The 23,458-nt window shown below is 72.9% G+C and carries 23 protein-coding genes; 11 read left to right on the forward strand and 12 right to left on the reverse strand.

Annotated features, from left to right (window positions below; all coding sequences use genetic code 11):
- Positions 1 to 87 precede the first annotated feature (87 nt).
- Positions 88 to 936 (reverse strand): alpha/beta fold hydrolase, encoded by an 849-nt coding sequence (locus ACH35V_RS13005; RefSeq protein ID WP_395972274.1) that lies wholly within the window; start codon positions 934 to 936, stop codon positions 88 to 90.
- Positions 937 to 992: 56 nt separating this feature from the next.
- Positions 993 to 1,958 (reverse strand): GlxA family transcriptional regulator, encoded by a 966-nt coding sequence (locus ACH35V_RS13010; protein WP_395972275.1) that lies wholly within the window; start codon positions 1,956 to 1,958, stop codon positions 993 to 995.
- Positions 1,959 to 2,028: 70 nt separating this feature from the next.
- On the opposite strand from ACH35V_RS13010, the gene ACH35V_RS13015 reads away from it, so the two are divergent.
- Both ACH35V_RS13015 and ACH35V_RS13020 read left to right on the forward strand, forming a co-directional pair.
- The gene (locus ACH35V_RS13015) at positions 2,029 to 2,361 is read left to right on the forward strand and encodes a cupin domain-containing protein (RefSeq protein ID WP_395972276.1); all 333 of its coding nucleotides are present in this window, start codon (positions 2,029 to 2,031) and stop codon (positions 2,359 to 2,361) included.
- Positions 2,362 to 2,390: 29 nt separating this feature from the next.
- Positions 2,391 to 3,215: a glutamate racemase gene (locus tag ACH35V_RS13020; RefSeq protein ID WP_395972277.1), complete on the forward strand. Its 825-nt coding sequence runs from the start codon at positions 2,391 to 2,393 to the stop codon at positions 3,213 to 3,215.
- A gap of 8 nt (positions 3,216 to 3,223) precedes the next feature.
- Here ACH35V_RS13020 and ACH35V_RS13025 read toward each other — a convergent pair whose 3' ends face one another.
- The 4 genes from ACH35V_RS13025 to ACH35V_RS13040 form a co-directional block, all read right to left on the reverse strand.
- Positions 3,224 to 3,967: a GAP family protein gene (locus ACH35V_RS13025; protein WP_395972278.1), complete on the reverse strand. Its 744-nt coding sequence runs from the start codon at positions 3,965 to 3,967 to the stop codon at positions 3,224 to 3,226.
- Positions 3,964 to 4,557, reverse strand: a complete 594-nt coding sequence (locus tag ACH35V_RS13030) for a TetR/AcrR family transcriptional regulator (protein ID WP_395972279.1) — start codon at positions 4,555 to 4,557, stop codon at positions 3,964 to 3,966. The genes ACH35V_RS13025 and ACH35V_RS13030 overlap by 4 nt, the downstream gene beginning before the upstream one ends.
- Before the next feature lie 30 nt (positions 4,558 to 4,587).
- Positions 4,588 to 5,142, reverse strand: a complete 555-nt coding sequence (locus ACH35V_RS13035; protein ID WP_395972280.1) for a dihydrofolate reductase family protein — start codon at positions 5,140 to 5,142, stop codon at positions 4,588 to 4,590.
- Between the two features lie 98 nt (positions 5,143 to 5,240).
- The gene (locus ACH35V_RS13040; protein ID WP_395972282.1) at positions 5,241 to 6,146 is read right to left on the reverse strand and encodes an NAD(P)-dependent oxidoreductase; all 906 of its coding nucleotides are present in this window, start codon (positions 6,144 to 6,146) and stop codon (positions 5,241 to 5,243) included.
- 191 nt (positions 6,147 to 6,337) lie between these two features.
- Here ACH35V_RS13040 and ACH35V_RS13045 point away from each other — a divergent pair, with 191 nt between their 5' ends.
- The 3 genes from ACH35V_RS13045 (at position 6,338) to ACH35V_RS13055 (ending at position 10,690) form a co-directional block, all read left to right on the forward strand.
- Positions 6,338 to 6,748: a hypothetical protein gene (locus tag ACH35V_RS13045; protein ID WP_395972283.1), complete on the forward strand. Its 411-nt coding sequence runs from the start codon at positions 6,338 to 6,340 to the stop codon at positions 6,746 to 6,748.
- Between the two features lie 69 nt (positions 6,749 to 6,817).
- A complete protein-coding gene (locus ACH35V_RS13050; RefSeq protein WP_395972284.1) occupies positions 6,818 to 7,798 on the forward strand; it encodes a 2-dehydropantoate 2-reductase in 981 nt (326 codons plus the stop codon).
- A 117-nt stretch (positions 7,799 to 7,915) separates the two neighbouring features.
- A complete protein-coding gene (locus tag ACH35V_RS13055) occupies positions 7,916 to 10,690 on the forward strand; it encodes an FAD-binding and (Fe-S)-binding domain-containing protein (protein ID WP_395972735.1) in 2,775 nt (924 codons plus the stop codon).
- Here ACH35V_RS13055 and ACH35V_RS13060 read toward each other — a convergent pair.
- Positions 10,687 to 11,433 (reverse strand): IclR family transcriptional regulator, encoded by a 747-nt coding sequence (locus ACH35V_RS13060; RefSeq protein ID WP_395972285.1) that lies wholly within the window; start codon positions 11,431 to 11,433, stop codon positions 10,687 to 10,689. The two genes, ACH35V_RS13055 and ACH35V_RS13060, sit on opposite strands and share 4 nt — an antisense overlap.
- Before the next feature lie 116 nt (positions 11,434 to 11,549).
- Between ACH35V_RS13060 and ACH35V_RS13065 the strand changes: the two genes are divergently transcribed.
- The 3 genes from ACH35V_RS13065 to dmpG are packed head-to-tail and all read left to right on the forward strand — an operon-like array spanning position 11,550 to position 14,283.
- The gene (locus ACH35V_RS13065) at positions 11,550 to 12,362 is read left to right on the forward strand and encodes a 2-keto-4-pentenoate hydratase (protein WP_395972286.1); all 813 of its coding nucleotides are present in this window, start codon (positions 11,550 to 11,552) and stop codon (positions 12,360 to 12,362) included.
- Positions 12,356 to 13,255, forward strand: coding sequence for an acetaldehyde dehydrogenase (acetylating) (locus ACH35V_RS13070; RefSeq protein WP_395972736.1), 900 nt, complete (start codon positions 12,356 to 12,358; stop codon positions 13,253 to 13,255). The genes ACH35V_RS13065 and ACH35V_RS13070 overlap by 7 nt, the downstream gene beginning before the upstream one ends.
- Positions 13,252 to 14,283 carry a 4-hydroxy-2-oxovalerate aldolase gene (dmpG, locus tag ACH35V_RS13075; RefSeq protein ID WP_395972287.1) on the forward strand — a complete coding sequence of 344 codons (1,032 nt, stop codon included), beginning with the start codon at positions 13,252 to 13,254 and terminating at the stop codon, positions 14,281 to 14,283. Before ACH35V_RS13070 ends, dmpG begins: the two co-directional genes overlap by 4 nt.
- 25 nt (positions 14,284 to 14,308) lie before the next feature.
- Here dmpG and ACH35V_RS13080 read toward each other — a convergent pair whose 3' ends face one another.
- Positions 14,309 to 14,677, reverse strand: coding sequence for an STAS domain-containing protein (locus tag ACH35V_RS13080; RefSeq protein WP_395972289.1), 369 nt, complete (start codon positions 14,675 to 14,677; stop codon positions 14,309 to 14,311).
- Positions 14,678 to 14,826: 149 nt separating this feature from the next.
- Here ACH35V_RS13080 and ACH35V_RS13085 point away from each other — a divergent pair, with 149 nt between their 5' ends.
- Together ACH35V_RS13085 and ACH35V_RS13090 are read left to right on the forward strand one after the other, a co-directional pair.
- On the forward strand, positions 14,827 to 15,429 hold the full coding sequence (locus tag ACH35V_RS13085) for a TetR/AcrR family transcriptional regulator (RefSeq protein ID WP_395972290.1): 603 nt from the start codon (positions 14,827 to 14,829) through the stop codon (positions 15,427 to 15,429).
- Positions 15,430 to 15,521: 92 nt separating this feature from the next.
- Positions 15,522 to 16,373, forward strand: coding sequence for an SAM-dependent methyltransferase (locus tag ACH35V_RS13090; RefSeq protein ID WP_395972291.1), 852 nt, complete (start codon positions 15,522 to 15,524; stop codon positions 16,371 to 16,373).
- Here ACH35V_RS13090 and ACH35V_RS13095 read toward each other — a convergent pair.
- Entirely contained in the window at positions 16,370 to 17,263 is an 894-nt protein-coding gene (locus ACH35V_RS13095; protein ID WP_395972292.1) for a universal stress protein, read from the reverse strand. The genes ACH35V_RS13090 and ACH35V_RS13095 overlap by 4 nt on opposite strands.
- Positions 17,264 to 17,301: 38 nt before the next feature.
- On the opposite strand from ACH35V_RS13095, the gene dacB reads away from it, so the two are divergent.
- Entirely contained in the window at positions 17,302 to 18,834 is a 1,533-nt protein-coding gene (dacB, locus tag ACH35V_RS13100; protein ID WP_395972293.1) for a D-alanyl-D-alanine carboxypeptidase/D-alanyl-D-alanine-endopeptidase, read from the forward strand.
- On the opposite strand, the gene ACH35V_RS13105 is transcribed toward dacB, so the two are convergent.
- Genes ACH35V_RS13105 through ACH35V_RS13115 form a run of 3 tightly spaced genes read right to left on the reverse strand, consistent with a single transcriptional unit; the run spans position 18,831 to position 23,457 of the window.
- Complete coding sequence (locus ACH35V_RS13105; RefSeq protein ID WP_395972294.1) at positions 18,831 to 19,844, reverse strand: hypothetical protein; 1,014 nt, start codon at positions 19,842 to 19,844, stop codon at positions 18,831 to 18,833. The two genes, dacB and ACH35V_RS13105, sit on opposite strands and share 4 nt — an antisense overlap.
- The gene (locus tag ACH35V_RS13110; RefSeq protein WP_395972295.1) at positions 19,841 to 22,285 is read right to left on the reverse strand and encodes an AAA family ATPase; all 2,445 of its coding nucleotides are present in this window, start codon (positions 22,283 to 22,285) and stop codon (positions 19,841 to 19,843) included. The genes ACH35V_RS13105 and ACH35V_RS13110 overlap by 4 nt, the downstream gene beginning before the upstream one ends.
- Positions 22,285 to 23,457, reverse strand: coding sequence for an exonuclease SbcCD subunit D (locus ACH35V_RS13115; RefSeq protein ID WP_395972297.1), 1,173 nt, complete (start codon positions 23,455 to 23,457; stop codon positions 22,285 to 22,287). The genes ACH35V_RS13110 and ACH35V_RS13115 overlap by 1 nt, the downstream gene beginning before the upstream one ends.
- Position 23,458: the final 1 nt, after the last annotated feature.

The following is a 23,458-nucleotide window of genomic DNA, read 5'->3' on the forward strand; positions in this document are numbered from 1 at the left end:
GTTGAAGCGAGTGTGCACGACCGGGCATGACTGGTCAAGGGCCCGGACGCGCTACGGCCCGGGCCCCTCCTCCGTCCGCCGGACGGGTCAGTGCGGCTTCGCGAGGATCTCGGCGACTCGGTCCGGCATCGACAGGAACGGCGAATGCGAGGAATCCAGCGTCACGACGGACGTCGGGTTCTCCGGGAAAGCGGCGTCGGCCTCGGCGACGAGCCTCCGCTGGACGGCCGGCCGGAGCGCCCGGTCCCGCTCGCAGACGACGTACGTGCGCGGCACCGAGCCCCAGCCGTCGCGGGTCAGGCGGGTGGCGTCGAGCTGCATGGCGAGCGGGCTGTCGGGCGTCAGCAGCCCGATGGCCGCCTCCGCCGCGTCGGGGGCGAGGTCGTCGAAGAACGCGGCCCGGAGCCGCCGCCGGTAGCCGGCGTCGGCGGAGGCCAGATCGAGCCGCAGCGCGCCGATCACGCCCGGATCGCCCCGCATGACCTGCGCGACGAGGCTGTCCGCGTTCTCGGGCGAGCGGGCGTAGTCGTCGGACGGGACGCCGGAGCCCGGCATGAACGCGGCCAGGTACACCGCGTGCGCCACCAGCTCCGGCGCCTGCTGCACCGCCCGCGTCAGGACGGCCCCGCCCATGCTGTGGGCCACCGCCGTGACGGGCCCGTCCTGGGCGAGCCGCCGGATCTGCGACACCAGCAGGTCTCCGGCCTCGTCAAGGTCGACGTGCGACACGGGCGAGACCTCGGTGGCCAGCTCATCGGGATCGAACGGACGATTGACGAGGCACGCGGGCCGACGGGCGCGCAGCCCGTGCCCCGCCAGATCGACCGCCTGCGCCACGCGACCGGCGGCGGCGACCCGGGCGATGACCTCGCTCCAGCACCAGGAACCGAACCAGAAACCGTGCACCAGTAACAGGGGCGTGGGACGTGGAGACATGGTCACTCCTCGGTGACATTCGGGGGGCTATCTCCCCGACGATGTCACGCCCGTGATCAACGCGCTTTCGTCCCGGCCCGGGTCGTTCGGAAGGCCCGGCGGTAGGCGCCGGGGGTCGTGCCGAGGCTGTCGATGAAGCGTCTGCGGAGGTTGGTGGCCGAGGACAGGCCGGTGCGGCGGGCGATGGCGTCCAACGGCAGGTCGGTGGATTCCAGCAGGTCACGGGCCGCGGTGACCCGCTGGGCGAGGAGCCACTGGCCCGGGCTGGTGCCGAGCTGGTCCGCGAACCGCCGGGCGAGGGTGCGCCCCGAGAGGCCCGCGTGCGCGGCCAGGCTCTCGATGGTCAGCGGCTCGCCGAGCCGTCCGGCGGCCCACTCCAGCAACGGCGCCAGCGTGCCGTCGATCTGCGCGGGGTGCGGCGGCGCCGAGTACTGCAACTGCCCGCCCTCGCGGTGCGGCGGCATGACCATGGTCCGCGCGACGTGGGCGGCGTAGCGGGCGCCCTGGTCGCTGCGGAGCAGATGCATGCACAGGTCGATCCCGGCTCCGGCGCCCGCGCTGGTGGCCACGTCGCCGTGGTCCACGTACAGGACGTCCGGGTCGACCTGGACGCGCGGGAAACGTGCCGCCAGCTCGTCCACCAGCGCCCAGTGGGTGGTGGCCTCTCGTCCGTCCAGCAGGCCGGCGTGCGCCAGCGCGAAGGCGCCGGAGCAGATGCTGACCACCCGCGCTCCGCGTGAGTGCGCGCCGCGCAGCGCCCGGACGACCGCGGGCGAGGGCGGTTCGGTGGCGGGCAGCCAGCCCGGGACGACCACGGTGTCCGCCCGGCCGAGCGCGTCCAACCCGTCGGTCACGAGCATGTCGTACCCGGCGCGCGTGGGGACGGGACCGGGGCGCTCGGTGCAGACGCCGAAGGCGTACCGCGTCGGCAGTCCGGGCCGCTCGATCCCGAACATCTGGGCCGCGCAGGCGAGTTCGAAGGTCGATTGCCCTGGACGGACGAGCGCCGCGACGCGATGCATGGCAAGAAAGTACCGCAGGATGTCTTTCCTGACACTCGGCGGGACGGCGGAGGGCGGCCAGGCTGGTCCCATGACGACAGAGCAGAACGCGCCCGCCTGCGTGTGGTCCGCCGTCCGGGACGCGCCGGTCAGGGAGCTGTTCCCCGGCATCCGGTTGCGGTCGCTGTGGAAGGGGGACGGCGGCGCCACGGCCCACGTCCTGGAGATGGACGCGAACACCCGCTGGCAGGGCGTCGACGTCCACGAGCCGGGTCCCGAGGAGGTCTTCGTGGTCTCCGGCGTCTTCAACGACGGGCACCGGGACTATCCGGCCGGGACCTTCATCCACGCCCCCGCGGGTTCCTCGCACGTCCCGCAGACGACGACGGGTTGCACGCTGTTCCTCTTCTACCCGGAGGGGTAGGCCGTCGCGGGCTTGATAGCTTGACCGGCGTGAAGGTGGCATTGATCGACTCGGGGCTCGGGCTCCTCTCCACCGCCGGTTGGCTGCGGCATCTGGCTCCGCAGCTCGATCTGCTCCTCCTCATGGACCCCGAGGGGGCGCCCTGGGGCCCGCGGACGACGTCCTTCATCACCGACCGCCTGTTCAGCGCCGCTCGTGCCGCGGTCGAGCGGGACGCGGAGGCGATCGTGGTCCCCTGCAACACCGCGACGGTCACCGCGATCGACGTCCTGCGCGAGCAGTTCGAGCCCGAGGTGCCCGTGATCGGGACCGTTCCCGCCGTGAAACCGGCCGCGGCGGCGGGACGGAGCATCGCGGTGTGGGCGACCGTCCGGACGACGGCGAGCAGCTACCAGGCGCGCCTGATCGCCGAGTTCGCGAACGGCAAGCCGGTCGAGCAGGTCGCCTGCCCCGGCCTGGCCGAGGCGATCGACCACGGGGACGTGGCCGCCGCGTCCAAGGCGATCGACGACGCGGCCGGACGGACCCCCCACCACTGCGACGCCGTGGTCCTAGGCTGCACGCACTATCCCCTGGTGGCACCGGAGATTTTGCAGCGTCTACCGGCAGGCACGGCCCTCTACGACAGCGCGGAGGCGGTCGCCCGCCAGACACTGCGGCGCCTGCTCCGGCCCACCGTCCCGGACGGCACCGTCGGCGGCGTCGCCGTGATGCTGAGCGGCCACGGCGGAGACCTCCCGGCAAGCGCCCACGCCTACCCGGTCGGCCGCGCCCTCGCCGCCGCAGGGCAGGTGTCCCGCGAGACCCTTCTCCCCGAGTCCTCCCAGGCACCGCCCGTGGAAGAGCGGGCCTAGCCGGGCGTTCAGGCGGGTTCGGCGAGGAGTGCGATCACGGCGTTGAGGGCCGTCCCGATGCCGATCCCGCCGACCGTCCATCCGAGGGCCTTGGCGGTGTTGCGGGTGAACCAGTCGTTGATCCGCCGCAGCACCGGCTCGGCCCGGTCGTGCGCGGCGATCCGGACGGCGCCGAGCAGCACGGCCGGAAGGATCATCACCGCGCAGTAGCCGGCCAGCGCCCCGCCGGTGACCTGCCAGGTCAGATCGGCATTCGCGATGAGCCCGACGGCCGCCAGATAGGGCACCATCGTGACGACCTCCAGCGCCGTCGCCGCCAGCGCGAGGCTCATCAGCCCGCGCACGCCCCGGCCGCCGGCGCCCTCGCCGTCCGGGGAGGCGCCCGTCATGGCCGCCGCCCGCCAGCGTCGCAGCCGGCCCGGCTCCCCCGCCCTACCGCGGGCGTGTGCCTCCAGCCGGTAGCTCCAGGCGATGACGGCGAGACCGACGACGAGCTGCGCGATCCGCAGATGCGTCGAGGGGACGCCGTCGAAGGCCCCCCGGACCGCGTCCAGCGCCGCATCGGCCCCCAGCACCAGCAGGACGCCGACGCAGAAATAGAACACCGCGACCGTGGCCAGGTAGACCGCGATCCGTCCGGCGCGCACGCGACCCGGGGTGAGCAGCAGCCAGATGGGGATCAGCAGGGTGCCGAAGCTGGTGCTGTCCAGCAGCCCGAGCCCGGTCAGCGCCAGTGCCAGCGTCGCGCTCATCGGCCGAACAGCCGGTCGACGTAGGCGCCCAACGCGGCGCTGATGCTGGACGCGTCGAACCCCTCCCCTGTCGCGGCGTGGTGCAGGCACAGGCCGTCCACGAACGCGACCAGCGCCGCCGCCTCGGCCTCGACATCGGCGCCCGCAGCCAGTTCCCCGGCCCGCTGCGCGCCCCGCAACGCCTCCTCGACGCCCCGCAGGAGCCGCGCCGTGGCGTCCCGGTGGATCGCGGCCATGCCGTCGTCGGTGAGCGACGCCTGCACGAAGCTCAGCCAGACCCGCAGCTCGGCGCGCCGCTCGTCCGTCAGCGGCAGGAACGTCTCCATCAGCCGCACGACGAACTCGCGGATCGGCGGCTGGACCGGGACGGCGGCGGTGCGCTCCTCGGCACGCCGGTAGACGTACTCGATCCCGAACCTGAGCAGCTCGTCCTTGGAGCGGAAGTACCGCTGGACGAGCCCTACGGACACCCCGGCCGTCCGCGCCACGTCGGCGAGCGTGGTCCGCGCGAGCCCCCGTTCGGCGACCACGCTCACCAGCGCAGACGCCACCTGCCCACGTCGCGTGTCGGCATCGGCATGCTGCGTCACAAGGAAAATAATACCGCAATATTTTCAGCGTCAAGCCCGCACGTAGCAAAGGAACATGGTTCCCGACGCGAAGGAACGATGCTCGACCAGGCGCAGCGGCAGCTCCTCACCCACGGGCAGGAACGGCTTGCCGCCCCCGACGATCACGGGGAACGCGTACACCCAGAACTCGTCGATCAGGTCCAGCAGGGACGCGGCCAGCTCCGGCCCGCCGATCTCAAGCGTGCCGTCGATCTCCTGCTTGAGGCGCGTCACCGTGGCCACGGCGTCCTTGCGCCGGACGAGCGTGACCCCCTCGGGGACGCTCTGCAGGCTGTCGGAGAAGACATACCGTGGCGTCTCCTGGTAGAGCCGGGCGAATTCCCGCTCGACGGCCGGGGCGCCTTCCTTGCCGAGCTGCTGCGTCCAGGGCTCCTCCATCATCTCGTACAACCGCCGCCCGAACAGGAACGCCGCAGCCCGCCGGGCCTGGTCGTTCGCCGCCTGATGGACGTCCTCGGCCGGCTCCAGAAACCCGATGCCGCCACCGGGATCCTCGATGTAGCCGTCGACCGAGGTGTGCATCCCGTAGATGATCTTCCCCACGAATCTCCTCCTCGCTCCCAGAAATCGCCGCCAAAGTGATGACCCGACCGCTCCCTAAAACTCATCACAACAGCGAAATCGAACCCATCAGATCGCCCCTATGGGCGGTTCTGGGAGTTGGTGAAGTGGTCGATCAGGCGGGAGTAGTTGTCGTTGGCGTGGCCCTGGGCGACGGCTTTGGCGACCAGGGCCAGGGTGTAGGCGGGGAGGTCCTCGTTGATGCCTCGGGCACGGCTTTCCTGGACGAGGTCTTCTACTGAGGGCAGGTGGTGCTTTAGGGCGCCGTACTCGACTGCGTGTTCGTTGCGGTCGATCGCTTCGGCGATTGACGGCAGGAAGGACAGCAGGGCGGAGACCGATGCGGTGGCGTCCTCTAGGAAGCGGCCCGCTTGGATGCCCTCGTCCGACAGGAGCGCGGCGGCATGCAGGAAGCCGTTCAGCGTCCCCCACATGGTGCCGTGCACGGCCATCCCGTACAGGACCGGCGCGCGGGGGTCGTCGGCGATCAGGCTTGCCCGGCCGCTCAGGAGTTGCAGTGCCGGGTGGAAGCGGTCGTACACGGATTTCGCGCCGCCGTAGAAGACGACGGCGTCCGGGTGGCCGATGCCGGGGGCGATCGTCATGATCTGGCCGTGCAGATATTGCGCGCCCTGCTCGGCTGCCCATTCGGCCACAGCGGTGACCTCCGCGGACGTTCCGTCGGTCAGGTTGAGCACGGCTCGTCCGGCGAGGGCGTCGGCCTCCGACTCCAGGATCTCGCGGGCGGCGGTGTTGCCTTTCACGTTGACGACCACCAGCGGGCTGGCGGCGACGGCCTCGCGGACGGTCTCCGCCCGCTGTGCCCCCTTGGAGACCAGGGCGTCGGCCTTGTGGGGCGTCCGGTTCCAGACTGTGGTCGGGTGGCCGCCGTCCAGGAAGGCGGTCGCCAGCGCGGAGCCCATCTCGCCCAGGCCGATCACGGTCACGGCGGGGCGGGTGTCGTCGGTCTCGGATGTGTCGGACATGAGTCTCCCCCCAATGCGGCGGCTCGGGTCTCGCGCCGCCGCGGCTTGTCGATCACCGACCACGCTAGAAACTCGACCTCGCTTGAGGTCAAGGGACGGTTCCGGAACCCCTGGAGAACAGGGCGTTGACGGGGTGGGGCTTCCGCTGGATGCTGGCGATCATGAAACGGAAGGCTCCGGAAGGGAGCGGCATGTTACGCCGAAGACTGGTACGGATCGGCTCGGCCCTGGTCGCGAGCGTCGCCCTGGTGGTCGCGATGAGCGCGCCCGCCACCGCGGACGGTCCCACCGTGGGGAAGGCCACGGTGTGGGGGGAAGGCACGTTCGTGACCAACGGTGAGCACCTCTACGTCCTCGACAAGGACGCGGACGGCTACTCCGTGCACGCCAAGCTCCAGCGCTGGACGAAGATCAACATCGGCGACATCTGGGACTGGCGGGACTTCCGGACCGGCTGCTACGACACGACCAGCATCGGCAGTCCCGAAAGTCACTGCAATTACTCGATCGACGAGAACCAGGGAATCCGGGTCTGCATAGTCCGGAAGAAGGACGGGAACCAGTACGGGTCCTGGCAGTGCAGTCTCCGCACCAATTCCTGACCGACCTCGGGCAGGTGATCGGCGGTGGCCGGGCAGCCCCCGGCGCCGTCGAGCTGAGGAGGACGTCCCATGAGGGTCTGCGTGTTCGGGCTGGGTGCGATCGGCGGGCTGGTCACGGCCCGGCTTGCTCGTGGCGGCGCCGACGTCGTGGCGGTGGCGCGCGGGGCGACGTCGCAGGCCGTCCGGAAGCGGGGCGGGCTGGTGCTGGTGGACGAGGCCGGACGGTCCGAGCCCATCCCCGTGGACGTCGTGGAGGACCCCGCCGAGCTGGGCCCGCAGGACGTGGTGGTCGTCGCGGTCAAGGCGACCGCGCTGCCGGCGGCCGCCGGTGCGATCGCGAAGCTCGTCGGGGCCTGGAGCGTGATCGTGCCCGCCATGAACGGCGTCCCGTGGTGGTTCTTCCACGGCCTCGACCAGGACATCCGGCTGAACTCGACCGACCCCCGCGGAGTGGTGTCGGTCATGCTGCCGCCGCGGCAGGTCATCGGGACCGTCCTGCATCTGGCGGCGTCGTGCCCCGAGCCGGGCGTCGTCCGGCATACGGCGGGTGAGCGGGTCATCCTCGGCGAGCCGCTCGGGGGCTGGTCCGAGCGGGGCGAGTCCATCGCCGCGCCGCTGCGGCGGGCCGGGTTCGACGTGGAGGTCGCCGAGCGGATCCAGCTGAGCGTGTGGTTCAAGCTGTGGGGCAACATGACCTTGAACCCGCTGTCGCTGCTGACCGGCGCGACCATGGACCGGATGCTGGACGACCCGCTCGTGCGCGCGTTCGCGACCGAGTGCATGCGGGAGGCGGCGGAGGTCGGGGCGCGGATCGGGCTGCCGATCTACAGCGACCCCGAGGACCGGCACGCGATCAGCCGCGGGCTCGGCGCCGTCCGGACGTCGATGCTCCAGGACGCCGACGCGGGCCGGGCCGTCGAGCTGGACGCGCTGGTGACGTCGGTGACCGAGCTGGCCCGCGAGGTCGGCGTCCCGACGCCGTCGATCGACGCGCTGCTGGGACTCGCCCGGCTGAACGCGCAGGTGCGGGGCCTCTACCCCGCCCCGTGACCTAACGTTGGAAACGTGACCGATCGTCCCGAGAGCAGCACCGAGCGCGGCGAGCTGGCGGCCGCGCTGCGCGGGGCCGGGGTCGGCGGGGTGGACGACTCCGCGCTCGCCCGGTCGATGTACTCGTCCGACGCCTCGCTGTACCGGGTCCCGCCGCGGGTGGTGGTGACGCCGCGGGAGGCGGGCGAGCTGCCGGCCGTGCTCGGCGTGTGCCGGGACGCGGGCGTGCCGCTGACGATGCGGGGCGGCGGGACGTCCATCGCGGGCAACGCGGTCGGTCCCGGCGTGGTCGTGGACCTCAGCAGGCACCTGAACCGCGTCCTGGAGATCGACCCGGAGGCGGGGACGGCGCTGGTCGAGCCGGGGATCGTCCAGGCGCGGCTGCATCAGGTGGCGGGGCGGCACGGGCTGCGGTTCGGGCCCGATCCGTCGACGCGGACGCGGGCGACGCTCGGCGGGATGATCGGCAACAACGCGTGCGGGTCGCGGGCGCTCGGCTACGGGCGGACCAGCGACAACGTGCTCGGGCTCGACGTCGTCGCGGGGTCGGGCGAGCGGCTGCGGCTCGGCGACATGCCGGGCGCGGGGGGCGAGAGCGCGGCTCTCGATCGGCTGCGGGGGCTCGTGGGCGAGCGGCTCGCGGTGATCCGGACGGAGTTCGGGCGGTTCGGACGCCAGGTGTCCGGCTACTCGCTGGAGCATCTGCTGCCGGAGAACGGGTTCGACGTCGCGCGGGCCCTGGTGGGGAGCGAGGGGACGCTGGCGCTGACGATGGCGGCGCGGATCCGGATGGTGCGGGAGCCCGCGTGCCGGCTGCTGGTCGTCCTCGGGTACGGGTCGATGGCGGAGGCTGCCGACGCCGTCCCGGCGATCCTGCCGTTCGGGCCCGTGGCGTGCGAGGGGCTCGACTCGCGGATCACCGGGGTGGTGCGGGAGCGGCGCGGGCCCGACGCGGTGCCGCCGCTGCCGCGCGGGTCCGGGTGGATGCTCGTGGAGCTCGCCGGGGCGGACATCGGTGCGTTGCGCGCGACCGCGCAGCGGGTCGTGAAGGAGTCGGGCTGCGTCGACTCGATGTTCGTCGAGGACATGGCGCTCGGCGACGCGCTGTGGCGGATCCGGGAGGACGGGTCCGGGCTCGTGGCGCGGACGCCCGGCGGCGAGCAGGCCCACGCCGGGTGGGAGGACTCGGCCGTCCCGCCGGACCGGCTCGGCGAATACCTGCGGGAGCTTGAGGCGCTGCTGGACGGTTACGACCTGTTCGGCGTTCCCTACGGGCATTTCGGCGACGGGTGCATCCACGTCCGCATCGACTTCCCCTTCGGCCGGGACGGCGCCGACGGGACGCGTGTTTTTCGGAGTTTCCTGAACGAGGCGGCGACGCTCGCGGCACGGCACGGCGGCACCATGTCGGGCGAGCACGGCGACGGACGCGCCCGGAGCGAATTGCTGCCGCACATGTATTCGGCGGAGGCATTGGCGTTGTGCTCGGCCGTCAAGGACGTCTTCGATCCGGATGACCTGCTGAATCCTGGAATCATCGTCCGTCCGGCGGCGGTGGACGCCGATCTGCGTCCGGCGCAGGTCGTCCCGCTGAAGCGCGGGCTGGGCCTCGCCTTCCGGGACGATCGCGGCGATCTCTCCCGGGCCGTGCACCGCTGTACGGGAGTGGGCAAATGCCGGGCGGACAACACCGGCGCGGGCGGCGTCATGTGCCCGTCCTACCTGGCGACGAAGGAGGAGAAGGACTCCACGCGCGGGCGGGCGCGGGTGCTGCAGGAGGTCGTCAACGGGAAACTCGGGCCGGACGGCTGGAAATCCGAGGCCCTGCACGACGTGCTCGACCTGTGCCTGTCGTGCAAGGGGTGCGCGTCCGACTGCCCGACCGGGATCGACATGGCGTCCTACAAGGCGGAGGCGCTGCACCGGCGGTACCGGCGGAGGATCAGGCCGCGTTCCCACTACGCGCTCGGCTGGCTCCCCCGCTGGACGCGCCTCGCCGCCAGGACCCCGGCGGCGATCAAGGCCATGAACGCGGCGATGCGGGTGCGGGCGCTGAAACCGCTGGTCGCGTGGGGTGCGGGCATCGACCGCCGCCGGACGCTGCCCGCGTTCGCGCCGGTGACGTTCCGCCGCTGGTTCGCGTCCCATGAGTCAATCGAGGGGCGGAACGGCGACGTCGTCCTGTTCGTCGACAGCTTCACCGACGCCTTCTCCCCCGACGTCGGCAAGGCGACCGTGAAGGTCCTGGAGCACGCCGGATACCGCGTGTCCGTCACCGAACGTCCCGTGTGCTGCGGGATCACCTGGATCTCGACCGGCCAGCTGGACGGGGCGCGCGCGCAGGCCGGGCGCACCGTCCGGGCGCTGCTCCCCCACGTGCGGCGCGGCGCGAAGGTCGTCGGGATGGAGCCGTCCTGCACGGGCGTCCTGCGCTCCGACGCGGAGGAACTGCTCAGCGGAGTGGACGCGGCCGCCGCCCGCGAGGTGGCCGCCGCGACCCGCACGCTCGCCGAGCTGCTCGCCGAGACCCCCGGCTGGACGCCGCCCGACCTGTCCGGCGTCGAAGGGATCGCCCAGCCGCACTGCCATCACCACGCCGTCATGGGCTGGACGAAAGACGCCGCCCTTCTCAAGAAGGCGGGCGCCGACGTCGACCGGCTCGGAAACTGCTGCGGGCTCGCCGGAAACTTCGGCGTCGAGAAGGGCCATCACGACGTGTCGGTCGCGGTCGCCGAGGAGCAATTGCTCCCGGCCGTTAGGAAAACAGGGGAAAACGACGTCGTCCTGGCCGACGGGTTCAGCTGCCGCACCCAGCTCCGCGAGCTCTCCGACCGCGACGGCGAGCATCTCGCGCAACTCCTCGCCCGCCATTTGCCGGACAAGGAGAGCTAAGGCTCCCCGCCCAGCGTGCGCGACAGCGTGAGCGCCGCGGTGTGAACGGCCGGGGCGACCACGGCCAGCCGCATCTTGGTCGACCAGCCCGACACCGACAGCGCGCCCAGCGCCAGGCCGTCCGGCCCCAGGACGGGGCTCGCCGCGCACACGATTCCCTTCCCCGACTCCTCCCGGTCGTAGGCGACGCCCTCCCGCCGGATCCTCTCCAGCTCCTTCGCGAGAAGCCCCGGCGCGGTGACGCTCCGCTCGCTCGTCTTGACGAGATCCGCCTCCAGGACGCCCTTCACCACGTCCGCCGGGGAGAACGCCAGGATCGCCTTCCCGACCCCCGTGACGTGCGCGGGCAGCCGCCCGCCGACCTGGGACGGCAGCCGCGGCCCGCCCGACGAGCCGAGGATCTCCACGTAGACGACCTCGCCGCCCTCCAGCACCGCCAGGTGGACGGTCTGCCGCGTCGCCTCCCGTAGGTCCGACATGTACGGGACGGCGGCGTCGCGCAGCACCCGCTGCCGCGGCACCCGCTGCCCGATCTCGAACAGCTTCAGCCCGAGCCGCACCCGCGTGCCCTGCCGCTCCAGCAGCCCCGCCTCGACCAGGTCGAGCGCGATCCGGTGCGCGGTCGACTTCGGCAGGCCGCTGCGGCGGGCGAGCTCGGCGGCGCCGAGGCCGTCGTCGTCCGGGCGGAACGCGGCCAGCACGGCGACGGCGCGGCGCAGGAACGAGTCGTCGCCGGACGTCATCGAGGCTCCATGCAAGAAGTGTCCCACCACGCGGGACGTCCGCGTTGCCCGCATCGCCCCAGGTGGGAAAGGCTCGCCCTGCACCCAGACGATGCGCGACGACGAAAGGACGGTTCATGGACCCGGGTTCCGTGGAGAAGGCCGCGGCCGCTCTGCTCGACGCGTACGCGACCCGCACCCCCATCGCGCCGCTGACGGCGGGCCATCCGGACATGTCGGTGGCCGACGCCTACGCGGTCCAGCTCGCGCAGGTCGAGGCGTGGACGCGGGCGGGCGCGCGGATCAAGGGCCACAAGGTCGGGCTGACGTCGGCCGCGATGCAGCGCCAGATGGGCGTGGACCAGCCCGACTTCGGCGTCCTGCTGCACACGATGTTCTTCCAGGACAGCGCCCCGATCGACACCGGCCGGTTCCTGCAGCCGCGGATCGAGCCGGAGATCGCGTTCGTGCTGGGCCGCCCGCTGTCCGGTCCCGGCGCGACGGCTGCGGACGCGGTCGCCGCCGTGGAGTACGTGCTGCCCGCGCTGGAGATCATCGACTCCCGCATCGCCGACTGGAAGATCACGCTGCCGGACACGATCGCCGACAACGCCTCCAGCGGCGGCGTGGTGCTCGGCACCCGTCCCGTCCGGCTGGACGGGCTGGACCTGTCGCTGATGGGCTGCCTGCTCCGCCGCGACGGCGACCTGGTCGACACGGGCGCGGGCGGCGCGGTGCTCGGCTCGCCGATCAACGCGCTGGTGTGGCTGGCGAACGTCCTCGGGGAGCGCGGCGTGGCCCTGGAGGCGGGACACGTGGTGCTGCCCGGCTCGATCACGGCGGCCGTCCCGGTCGCGCCCGGCGAGACGCTCACCGCGGAGTTCGCCGGGATCGGCGCCGTGACCGCGAGATTCGGAGAGTTCGGATTCGGAAAGGAGGAGGCATCGTGAGCAGACTGACCGCGGCGATCGTCGGGCCGGGCAACATCGGCACCGACCTGCTGGTCAAGCTGATGCGCAGCGAGCTGATCGACGTCCATTCGATGGTCGGGGTCGTCCCGGAGTCGGACGGCCTGGAGCGCGCCCGCAAGCTCGGCGTCCCAGCGTCGGCCGAGGGGGTGGACTGGCTGCTGTCCCAGCCGACGCTCCCGGACATCGTGTTCGAGGCGACGTCGGCGAAGGCGCATCTGGCGAACGCGCCGCGCTACGCGGAGGCCGGGGTCACCGCGATCGACCTGACGCCCGCCGCGACGGGGCCGCTCGTGTGCCCGCCGGTGAACCTGGACACGCTGTCGGACGCCCTCAACCTCAACATGATCACGTGCGGCGGGCAGGCGACGATCCCGATCGTGCACGCCGTGTCGTCGGTGGTGCCGGTGCCGTACGCGGAGATCGTCGCGTCGATCGCGTCCCGCTCCGCCGGTCCGGGCACCCGCGCGAACATCGACGAGTTCACGCAGACCACGGCCCGCGCGATCGAGAAGGTCGGCGGCGCAGGACGCGGCAAGGCGATCATCATCCTGAACCCGGTCACCCCGCCGATGATCATGCGGGACACGGTGTTCTGCGCGATCCCGCCGGACGCCGACACCAAGGCCGTCGCCGCGTCGGTCGAGAAGATGGTCGCCGAGGTGCAGACCTACGTCCCCGGCTACTCGCTGCGCGCGGAGCCGCAGTTCGACGAGCCCCAGGACATCTGGAACGGGATGGCGCGCGTCGCGGTGTTCCTGGAGGTGCGCGGCAACGGCGACTACCTGCCGGAGTGGGCCGGCAACCTCGACATCATGACCGCGGCCGCCGCCCGCGTCGGCGAGCAGCTCGCGCGCAGGAAGGCCACCACATGAGCAGCGACACGCAGAAGATCCGCATCACCGACTCCACCCTGCGGGACGGCAGCCACGCGATGGCGCACCGCTTCACCGAGGAGCAGGTCCGCGGGGTCGTGCACGCGCTGGACGGCGCCGGGGTCGAGGTCATCGAGGTCACGCACGGCGACGGCCTCGGCGGCTCGTCGTTCAACTACGGCTTCTCGCTGGAGGACGACGTCAAGCTCGTCGCCGCCGCCGTGGACGAGGCGACCCGCGCGAGGATCGCCGTCCTGCTGCTGCCGGGCCTCGGCACGGTCGAGGACCTGAAGCTGGCGCACGACGCGGGCGCGTCCGTCGCGCGGATCGCGACGCACTGCACCGAGGCGGACGTGTCGCTGCAGCATTTCGCCGCCGCCCGCGACCTCGGCATGGAGACGGTCGGGTTCCTGATGCTGTCGCACCGGGTCGGCCCGGAGGAGCTGGCGAAGCAGGCGCGGATCATGGTGGACGGCGGCGCGCAGTGCGTCTACGTCGTCGACTCCGCCGGGGCGCTCGTCCTCGGCGACGCGCAGGAGCGGATCAGCGCGCTGGTGAAGGAGATCGGGCACGAGGCGCAGGTCGGTTTCCACGGGCACCAGAACCTGTCGCTGGGCGTCGCGAACTCCGTGCTGGCGCAGCAGAACGGCGCGCTGCAGATCGACGGTGCGCTGTGCGCGCTGGGCGCGGGCGCGGGCAACTCGCCGACCGAGGTGCTCGTCCCGACGTTCGAGCGGCTCGGCGTCCCGACGGGCGTGGACGTGCAGGGCGTGATGGCCGCCGCCGACGAGGTGGTGAAGCCGTTCCTGCACCGGCTGCCGTTCGCCGACCGGGGCGCGATCACGCAGGGCTACGCGGGTGTGTACTCCAGCTTCCTGCTGCACGCCGAGCGGGCGGCGGAGCGCTACGGCGTCCCGGCGCACGAGATCCTGCAGAAGGTCGGCGAGGCGGGCTATGTCGGCGGCCAGGAGGACATGATCATCGACGTGGCGCTGCAGCTCGCCGCCGAACGCGACCGCGCGTCGTAGCGGGCCCGCGATCGCGCGCAAGCCGCTACGGGAGCCAGGAGTGCAGTTCGTCGATGGCGTCGTGGACGGAGGGGCGGGTCTCCAGGACGGCCCGTCCGGCGAACGCCTCGCAGGCGTCGGGGTAGTTGGCGGCGACGAGGAAGCCGCCCGACTGGCGGATGCGCCCGGCGCCGTCGGCGAGCGCGTCGACGCCGGCGGAGTCGCAGCCCACGACGCCGCGCAGGTCCATGGCGACCAGCACGCGGCCCTCCAGCCGCCCGATGCGGTTGATCCAGCGGTTCAGCCGGGGGACGTTGCCGTCGACGAGGTGGCCGCCCAGCCGGACGACGATGCAGCCGCGCTCGATGGTGATGTCGATCGACATGGGCAGTGCGGAAGCCGCGTCGTCGCTCACCTCAGCCTCCGAGCGGGACCGCGCCAGATCTTGAAAAGGCTCATCCTCGCACAGTGCGAGGAGGCCCTGCGAGAGGGCCCGCGAAGCGACCGGCCGACTCACCGCGAACGATCTTTGCACGGTGCAACCGTTGGGATAGCTTGGGCGGCATGACCGACGAGGACCCGCCCGGCGCGCGCCGCCCGGCGACTCCTCGCGGGCGGGCGCGCCGCGACCAGCTGGTGCGGATCGGCCTCGATCTGCTCGCCGAGGGCGGCTGGCCCGCGATCACGGCCCGGGCCGTCGCGGACCGCGCGCGGATCAGGCCGGGCCTCCTGCACCACTACTTCAACGGGCTGCCGGGCCTGCACGTCGCGGTGGCGCAGCGGGCCGGCGAGATGATCATCGATCCGGTGGTGGACGCGCTGCTGGCCGCGCCGGACACGCCGGCCGCGGTGCAGGCGCTGCGCGATCTCGTCCCGGACATGATCGCCGGGGAGCGGAACCTGCGGCTGGCGGCGGAGCTGCTGGTCAGGGCGCTGCGCGATCCGCGGATGGGCGCCGAGCGGCGGGACTGGACGCGGGCCGTCCGCGGCCGGGTCGCCGCCCGCCTGGAGGAGCTGTGCCCGGACTGGCCGCCGGCGCGCCGGGAGGGCACCGCCATGCTGGTCACCGCGCTGCTGGACGGCCTGATGCTGCAGCTGATCCTCGACCCGGGCCTGCCCGCCGACCCGGCCCTGGACGCCACCGCCGCCCTCGTCGGAATACCATGATCGTTTCTTAACCGTTTCCCGGTGGAACGGGACAGGGCCCGCTATTCTGAGATGCTGGACAATTCGCTTTTCGGACGTCTCAGGAGTGCGCCGTGGCCGCAGACGAGGTCATCCCCGCCGAGATCCACCACGACGTGCCCACGGCCGCCCGCATCTACGCCTGGGCCCTCGGCGGAAAGGACAACTACCAGGCCGACCGGCAGTTCATGCTGCAGAACCTGCCGGAGTTCCCCGAGTTCATCGACCTCGCCCGGCAGAACCGGCAGTTCCTGTACCGGGCCGTCCGGTACCTGGCGCAGGAGGCCGGCATCCGGCAGTTCCTCGACATGGGGTGCGGGCTGCCGGCCGACGAGAACGTGCACGAGGTCGCGCGGAAGTTCGCGCCCGACGCCCGCGTCGTCTACGTCGACATCGACCCGATCGTGCTCGTGCACGCCCGCGCGCTGCTGGCCGCCGACCGCTCCACCGCCGTGATCACCGCCGACATGCGCGACCAGGAGGAGCTCCTCGCCCACCCGGACGTGCTGCGCCTCATCGACTTCGACGAGCCGCTCGCCGTGCTGTTCCTGTCCGTCGGCCACCACCTGCTCGACGAGGACGACCCGCGCCGCATCCTGCGCACCGTCATCGACCGCGCCGTCCCCGGCAGCCACCTGGCGTTCACGCAGATCGTCTGCTCCGACCCCGAGCGCGCCGCCGACATCGACGCCCGCTCCAACGGCGCCGGGCTGCGCTGGCGGACCCGCGACCGCGCCGAGACGGCCGCGCTGATCCCGGACGGGCTGAAGGCCGTCGAGCCGGGCCTGGTCGACATCGTCCAGTGGCGTCCCGACCCGGAGCAGCCGCCGCTCGCACCCGTCCCCGCCGAGCTGCGGCCGTACGCGGGCGCGTCGAAGCTGGGACGCGACCTCACCGAGTACGGCGGCGTCCTCCGCAAGATCTAGGCCCGGCGGCCCGGGACGATCGCGACGGGGCACCGCGCGTGGCCGAGCATGCGGGTGCTGGTCGCGCCGAGCGGGTCCGAGCCGGTGCCGCGGTCGCCGAGGACCAGGAGCCCGGCGTCCTCGACCGCGTCCCGCAGCGCCTCGCACGGACGCTCCAGCAGCAGCGACACCCGCATGCCGATCGCCGGATGGCGCTCCCGCCACGGCGCGACGGCCTCCTCCAGCTCGGCGGCGCGCGTCTTCTCCAGCAGCTCCCGGTCGTTGAACAGCGCCAGCTCGGAGTCGGTCACCGCGCCGGGCTCCCAGCAGCCGTAGACGACGTGCAGGTCCCAGTCGCGCAGCGCCGCCTCCTCGAAGGCGAACCCGAGCGCGGCCGCGCTGCGCTCCGTCCCGTCGACGCCCGCCACGACCAGCTCGCCCCGCCCGCCGCAGCCGTCCGGGACGACGATCACCGGCCGGTCCGCCCGCGCGGGGACCTCCAGCGCCGTCGCCCTGTCGCCCGGCCGCTCGCGCGCGCCGATCACGACCAGCTCCGCGGTGCCGGACGCGTCCAGCAGCGCCTCCGCCGCAGGTCCGCGCATCAGCCGCCCGTGCACCGCGCCCGGCGCGCCGAGCTCCCGCGCCCGCCGGACGCCCTGCTCCAGCAGGTTCTCCCCCGCCCGCTTCCTGATCGCCTCGGCGTCCCGGTCCACGTGGCCGCTCGCGTAGGGCCAGTGCCAGCAGTGGCACAGCACCAGGTCGAGGCCGCGCCGCCCCGTCTCGTCGACCGCCCAGCGCAGCGCGGCGTCGTTCTCCGCCGTCCCGTCGAAGCCGAACAGGACGTGGGGTCGTTGAATCCTCTCTCCTTCGTCCATGTGCCTGCCCTCCTTCTGCCAAGTCTGCGCGCTCACCGCGCGTAGTAGAAGGGGGACGCCTAGACTGCGGCGACATGATCATCCGTAGCCTCGGGGCGGCCGTGGTGCTGGCCGGAAGCGTGATCGCCGGAGGCGCCACCGCTCTCCCCGCCGGCGCCGCCCCTGGTGAGGGCCTCGCCGGAGACCTGAAAAGCGACCTCGACGCCATTCTCAAGGATTCGCGTCTCAAGGGCGCGAAGGTCGGCGTGGTCGTTCGGGACGCGCAGTCCGGAAGGGTCCTGTACGACCGGAACGGCGGCGGGAAGGTCATGCCTGCGTCGAACAACAAGCTGCCGACGTCCGCCGCCGCGTTCGGCATCCTGGGCGCGGGATACAGGTTCCGGACGACGGTCAGCACCAAGGGCGGCAACCTTTACCTCAAGGGCACCGGCGACACCACCATGCGGGCGTCCGACTACGACCGGCTCGCTGCCTCCGTCGCCGGGAAGGGCGTGAAGGAGGTCAGGGGCGATCTCGTCGCGGACGACACCTGGTTCGACGCCGACCGCGTCCCGGACGGCTGGGACCCGGCCGACCTGCAGTACGCCTACGCCGCGCAGACGTCCGCGCTCACCGTCTCCCCCAACGCCGACTTCGACGCGGGCTCGATCGACGTCACCGTGGCCGCGACCCGTCCGGGCAGGCCGGTCAGGGTCGGCCTGCGTCCGGCGACCGGCGTGGTGAAGATCGACAACAGGGCCACGACCGGGGCGGCCGGTTCGCCGTCCACCCTCGCGGTGAAGCGGCGCAACGGCTCCAACACGATCAGGATCACGGGCAGGCATCCGGCCGGCGCGCCGAAGGCCAGTGTCCTGCGGACGGTGGCGGGCCCCACGCGCTACGCGGCGGACGTCTTCCGCCGGGCGTTGAAGGCGCACGGCGTCCGCGTGGCGGGCAGGACCGAGCGGGGCCGGACGCCCGCGGGCGCCGAGACGATCGCCACGCGCACGTCCATGCCGCTGTCGCAGCTCGCCAAGCCGTTCATGAAGCTGAGCAACAACGTCATGGCCGAGACCCTCGTCAAGGCGATCGGCCGGAAGGTGCGCGGCAAGGGCACCTGGGCCGCCGGGCTGCCCGCGGTCACCGCGTACGCCGGGCGGCTCGGCGTCGACACGTCGCAGGTCGCCATGACGGACGGCTCGGGCCTCGCCCGGTCGAACCGGACGACGGCCATGCAGCTCAGCACCCTGCTGCGAAACGCGCGGGAACAGGCGTGGTTCCCGGCCTGGTACGCGTCGCTGCCCGTCGCCGGGAAGCCCGATCGCCTGGTCGGCGGGACGCTCGCGAAACGGATGAAGGGCACCGCCGCGGAGGGGAACGTCCACGCGAAGACGGGCACGCTGACCGGCGTCACGGCCCTGTCCGGCTACGTCGAGGACCCGGACGGCCGCACGCTCATCTTCTCGACCGTTTTCAACGGCTACTCCGGAAGCGCCCCCAAGGACATCGAGGACGAGATCGCCGTCCGCCTCGCCGGCGGGAGCCCCGTCCTGCGAAGGACGACACCGACGACGGACGACGACGGGGACGGGGACGGCCTCGAACCGACGTGGAGGCGGAGCCGCTAGGAGCGGCGGCCTGTGGCGGTGCGGAGGGCCCGGTAGAGGAGACCGGCGTCGCCCAGGCGGTGGCGGAGGAGCTTCTCCAGGCCGCCGATCGGGACGAGGTTCTGCGGCGCGCGCGGGTCCTTGTAGTCGATCCCGGCCAGCGCGGGGATGATCGCCGCGCTGTGGTCGGCGAGGTCGACGACCGCGTCGCGGGGCAGGTCGGGCGCGGCCTCGCAGCGCGCGATGCCCGCCCACGGCGCGGTGGACGGCGTCGGCAGCCGCAGGTACCACGAATGCCGCGCCCAGCCCGTCGTCATCAGGAACACGGGCGTGCGCTGGCCCGGCCGCAGCGCCGTGAGGACGGCCGTCTCCGCCCCCGTCAGGTAGGCGGCGTGGTGCGTCTTCACGTAGCCGATGGTTCGCGGGAGGTGGGCGCGGCCCCGGAGCGGGCCGTCCACGATGAGCAGGTCGTCGTCGTGGCCGGACGCCGTCCGGTAGCGGGTCGCGAGGCCCACCTCGATGTCGGACAGCTGCCGCTGCAGCGCCAGGGAAAGCTGCTCGGCGGCCCCGCCCCCGGCCCGCACCGCGGCGTACGTGCCCGCCCATGTGACCAGGTCGGCGGCGTGTGGGGACGGCGTGAACAGCGAGCGGCGCACGTCCACCTCGGCCAGTTCGGCCGGGCGGCCGGGTGTGCAGCGCACGAGCCCGGCGGCGCAGGACGCGGCGATGCCGGGCGCGGGCATGTCGCCATCCGGCCCGCCGTCGGGCCCGCCGTCCGGGTGGCCCACCCAGACGCGGGCCTCGATGCGGCGCACCCCGTCCGCGACGATCAGCCCGGCGGGCGGGAGGCCCCCGGCGGCCGGGCTGATCGGGCGCCACCGCCCGGACGGCAGCTCCACGTCCAGGTCGAGCCGGACGGACGTCGCGTCCAGCTCGCCGATCGCCTCCGCGGTCAGCGAGGTCGCGTACCCCGGGTCCCAGGGGTCGACGGTGATGGCGGCGGCCGTCGCGGCCGGCGGTGCCGTGGTCACGTGAGCTTCTTCTCCAGATGCGAGCCGGTGTGGTCGCGTGACACGTCGAACCGGACGGGAACGCGCTCGGCGAGCGCCGGAACGTGCGTCACGATCCCGACCATACGGTCACCCCCCGACGTCAGCCGTTCCAGCGTCGTCGCGACCGTGTCGAGCGTCGCCGGGTCGAGGGTGCCGAAGCCCTCGTCCAGGAAGATCGAGTCGAGGCTGCGGGCCGCGCCGCCGCCGAGGCGGGCGATCTGGTCCGAGAGCGCCAGCGCGAGCGCGAGGGACGCCTGGAACGTCTCGCCGCCTGAGAGCGTCCGGACGCTGCGCCGCAGCCCCGCCTCGGTGTGATCGGTCACCTCGATCGCGTTCTTCTCGTCGAGGACGAACTCGAACTGCCCGCCCGACAGCTCCCGCAACGTCGCGGACGCGGTCTCGACCAGCAGCGCCAGTGCCTCGCCGCACAGCCAGTTCTCGAAGTTGTTGGCGCGCAGGTGCCGGGCGAGTTCCTGCGCTACGGCGGTGTCCTGCCGGTGCTTGCGGATCTCGTCCGTCAGCTCTTCGGCGCGCCGCCGGTCGCGCTCCACGTCCGCCAGCCGGTTCTCCGCCCGGTTCCGGGCGTTCAGGACGGCCTCGCGGACGGTCTCCGTGTCGATCGACGCGGGCACGGCGATGTCGTGCGCGTCCAGGTCGGCGGCGAGCGCGCGGCGCCGGTCGTCCCGCCGGGCACGCAGCTCAGTCAACTCGTTCGCGAGGGTCTCGGCCGCTTCGCCGCGGCGCGCCGCCTCCTGGTCGCGCCAGGCGAGCAGGGCCGTCCAGGCGGCGTGCAGGTCGGCCCGGTCGACCGCCGGGGCGCCGAACTCGACGACGGTGTCGCGGGCGTCGTCCAGTTTGCGCAGCGCTCTGCCCGCCTCGTCGTTCAGCCCGGCGAGGAGCCGTTCGGCCTTGGTGAGGTCGTCGCGGGCGGTGAGCAGATCCCGCCGGGCCCGTCCGGCCTCCTCCTCGGCGGCGCCGATCGCGTCCAGGCGGCGCCGGACGTCGTCCGCGTCCGGGTGCGCGCGGATGTGCTCGTCCTGCGCGCCGAGCTGCCGCCGCAGCCCGTCCAGCTTCTCGTCGCGACGGTCCGTTTCGCGTTCGAGTCTGCGGTGCTCGTTCTGCGCGTTTTCGAGGTCGCGGGTGCGGGCCTTCACATTGCGGTCGGCCGCGCCGAGCGCGGGCGGGGCGTGCCGCTCCGGGGCATGAGTGACCTCGCGCAGGCACACCGGGCACGGTTCGCCGACCGCCAGCCGCTGGACGAGATCGGCGGCCGTGTGGGCGTCGCGCGTGCGCTGCACCTCGTCCCGCGCCTGTTCGAGGTTCGCGACGGCAAGGGCCACGTCGGCTTCCGCATCGGCCGCCGCCCTGCGCGTCTCCTCCGCCTCCGCGCGGACGGTCCCGATCTCGGCGGTGAGCCGGGCGTGGTCGCGGTGCGCCCTGGCCGCCAGGTCCAGGACGGCCTTGTCGCCGAGCCCGGCGAGCCGATCGCGCGCCGCGGACTCCGCCTCCTCGTACCGGGCCGCCTCGCGCGCGAGCCGTTCCGCCTCGCCGGTCGCGGCCTTGAGGTCGCCCGCCAGGGTCGGGACGTCCTCGGGCATGGCGAGGACGGTCAGCGCGTCGAGCGAGCGCGCCGCGTCCGCGGCCTCCGCGCTCCGGTCGCGGATCGCGTCGTCGGTGCGCCGCAGCTCGTCCAGCGCCGAACGGACCTGGTCACCGAGGGTCCGCAGGCGCTCCACCCGCTGCCTCGCCGCCGTCTCGGCCGCCTCGTCCGCGCCGCTGAGCTTCGCCAGCTGGGCCTCGGCCGCCTGCGCCCGCGCCTCGGCGGCCTTGGCCTCCTCCCCCGCCCGCCGCATGATGACCTCGAACGTCCCGGCGTCGAGGAGCTGGACGAGGAGGTCCTGCCGCTTCCTCGGCTCGGCCTGCAGAAAGTCGGCGAAACGGCCCTGCGGGAGGACGACGCACTGCGTGAAATAGCGGAACTCCAGGCCGGTGACGCGTTCGACTGCGTCGGTCACCCGGTCGCCGTCCGCGATCGTCCGGACCTGCGCGGCCAGCATCTCCTCGATGCCGTCCGCCGGGTCGACGGACGGGTCCAGCTCGTCCAGCCGCGCCTCTTTCGTCGTCACCGACTGCTTGGTGCGGGCCAGCGCCCGGACGACCCCGTACCGGCGTCCCGCCGCCTCGAACACCAGCGCCACCCGGCCGGAGTTGGCGGACGGCGCCAGCGCCAGCCGGATCACGTTCTCCTTCCCCCACCGGGGCACCGACCCGTACAGGGCGAAGCAGATCGCGTCGATGACCGTGCTCTTCCCCGACCCCGTCGGCCCGACCAGGACGAAGTAGTCGACATCGTGCAGGCTGACCGACGTCGGCTCGCGGTAGCTGCAGAAGTCGTCCATGTGGACGCACAGCGGACGCATCAGCCCTCCTGCCCGTGCTCGTCGAGTTCGTCGTAGAGCCGGTCGAACAGCGCCACGACTCGTTCGTCCTCGTGGCCCTTGTGGTCGAGGTAGGCGCGGAACAGCTCCCGCGGCGTGGGGGCCGCGTCCCCGCCGACGGTCGTCCGGCGCCGCGCGGCCGTGGGCCGGAACGCCTCGTCCACGTCCACGGTCAGCGCGTTCGGGAGCACCTCCCGGACGTCGTCGGCGAGCCCGGCGCGCGGTTTCTCCGCGACGACGACGCGCAGCCAGGCGTCCCCGAGACCGTCCGCCATCGCCTCCAGCTCGCCCAGCGTGCCGGTCACCGTGCGCAACACGCGGGCGCTCGTCAACGCCACCTCGCGGACGTCGGCGGGACGTCCCGGCACGGCCTCCACCACCAGCGCGCCCGGCGTGTTCAGCTCCTCCCCGAAGTCGACGGCGATCGGCGACCCGCTGTACCAGATGGGGCACGGGCCGGGCATCCGCTGCCGCCGGTGCAGGTGGCCGAGCGCGGCGTAGTGCGCGGACGGCGGGAACGCCGCCGACTCGAAGTAGTACGAGAAGATCGTCTGCGCCTCGCGCTCGCCGCCGCCGAGCCTCCCGCCGGGCAGCGTGCCGTGCGCCGCGATCAGGTTGACGGTGTCGGCGCGAAAGCCCTCGGTCAGCGCCTCCGCGAGCTGCGCGAACCGGTGCGCGTAGTCGCGGTTGTGCTGGTCGGGCGTGCCGGTGAGCGCCTCCAGCGCCCGGACGACGTACCGCTGCGACAGGAACGGCATCGCGGCCAGCCTGACCGGCTCGCCGGTGCGGGCCGTCCACGACAGGAGGCCGCCCGCGTCCGGACGCCGGAACCGCCCGATCACACGGATGCCGAGCTGCCGCAGCACCGGCCGGTACACGTCGTCCAGCAGCCGGGGGTCGTCGTGGTTCCCGGCGAGGACGACCACCTCCCGGCCGCCTTCCTGGAGCGCCATCAGCGTCTTCATCACCAGCGCCTGCGACGGCGGCGTCGGGACGGCGCCGTCGAACACGTCCCCGGCGACGATGACCGCGTCGACGTCCTCCTCCCGGGCGACGCCGACCAGCTCGTCCAGCACCTTCACGTGCTCGTCGAACCGCGACCGGCCCCGGAGCACCTTGCCCACGTGCCAGTCGGCGGTGTGCAGGAACTTCATG

Origin of the sequence: Actinomadura sp. 1N219 (genome assembly GCF_044326405.1) — a bacterium.
In the GTDB taxonomy this organism is placed as follows: Bacteria; Actinomycetota; Actinomycetes; order Streptosporangiales; family Streptosporangiaceae; genus Spirillospora.

Coding starts and splice junctions, on each gene's coding strand:
- ACH35V_RS13005 (WP_395972274.1), bottom strand. CDS start 936: ATGTCTCCACGTCCCACGCCCCTGTTACTGGTGCACGGTTTCTGGTTC.
- ACH35V_RS13010 (WP_395972275.1), bottom strand. CDS start 1,958: ATGCATCGCGTCGCGGCGCTCGTCCGTCCAGGGCAATCGACCTTCGAA.
- ACH35V_RS13015 (WP_395972276.1), top strand. CDS start 2,029: ATGACGACAGAGCAGAACGCGCCCGCCTGCGTGTGGTCCGCCGTCCGG.
- ACH35V_RS13025 (WP_395972278.1), bottom strand. CDS start 3,967: ATGAGCGCGACGCTGGCACTGGCGCTGACCGGGCTCGGGCTGCTGGAC.
- ACH35V_RS13040 (WP_395972282.1), bottom strand. CDS start 6,146: ATGTCCGACACATCCGAGACCGACGACACCCGCCCCGCCGTGACCGTG.
- ACH35V_RS13045 (WP_395972283.1), top strand. CDS start 6,338: ATGTTACGCCGAAGACTGGTACGGATCGGCTCGGCCCTGGTCGCGAGC.
- ACH35V_RS13050 (WP_395972284.1), top strand. CDS start 6,818: ATGAGGGTCTGCGTGTTCGGGCTGGGTGCGATCGGCGGGCTGGTCACG.
- ACH35V_RS13055 (WP_395972735.1), top strand. CDS start 7,916: ATGTACTCGTCCGACGCCTCGCTGTACCGGGTCCCGCCGCGGGTGGTG.
- ACH35V_RS13060 (WP_395972285.1), bottom strand. CDS start 11,433: ATGACGTCCGGCGACGACTCGTTCCTGCGCCGCGCCGTCGCCGTGCTG.
- ACH35V_RS13065 (WP_395972286.1), top strand. CDS start 11,550: ATGGACCCGGGTTCCGTGGAGAAGGCCGCGGCCGCTCTGCTCGACGCG.
- dmpG (WP_395972287.1), top strand. CDS start 13,252: ATGAGCAGCGACACGCAGAAGATCCGCATCACCGACTCCACCCTGCGG.
- ACH35V_RS13085 (WP_395972290.1), top strand. CDS start 14,827: ATGACCGACGAGGACCCGCCCGGCGCGCGCCGCCCGGCGACTCCTCGC.
- dacB (WP_395972293.1), top strand. CDS start 17,302: ATGATCATCCGTAGCCTCGGGGCGGCCGTGGTGCTGGCCGGAAGCGTG.
- ACH35V_RS13110 (WP_395972295.1), bottom strand. CDS start 22,285: ATGCGTCCGCTGTGCGTCCACATGGACGACTTCTGCAGCTACCGCGAG.
- ACH35V_RS13115 (WP_395972297.1), bottom strand. CDS start 23,457: ATGAAGTTCCTGCACACCGCCGACTGGCACGTGGGCAAGGTGCTCCGG.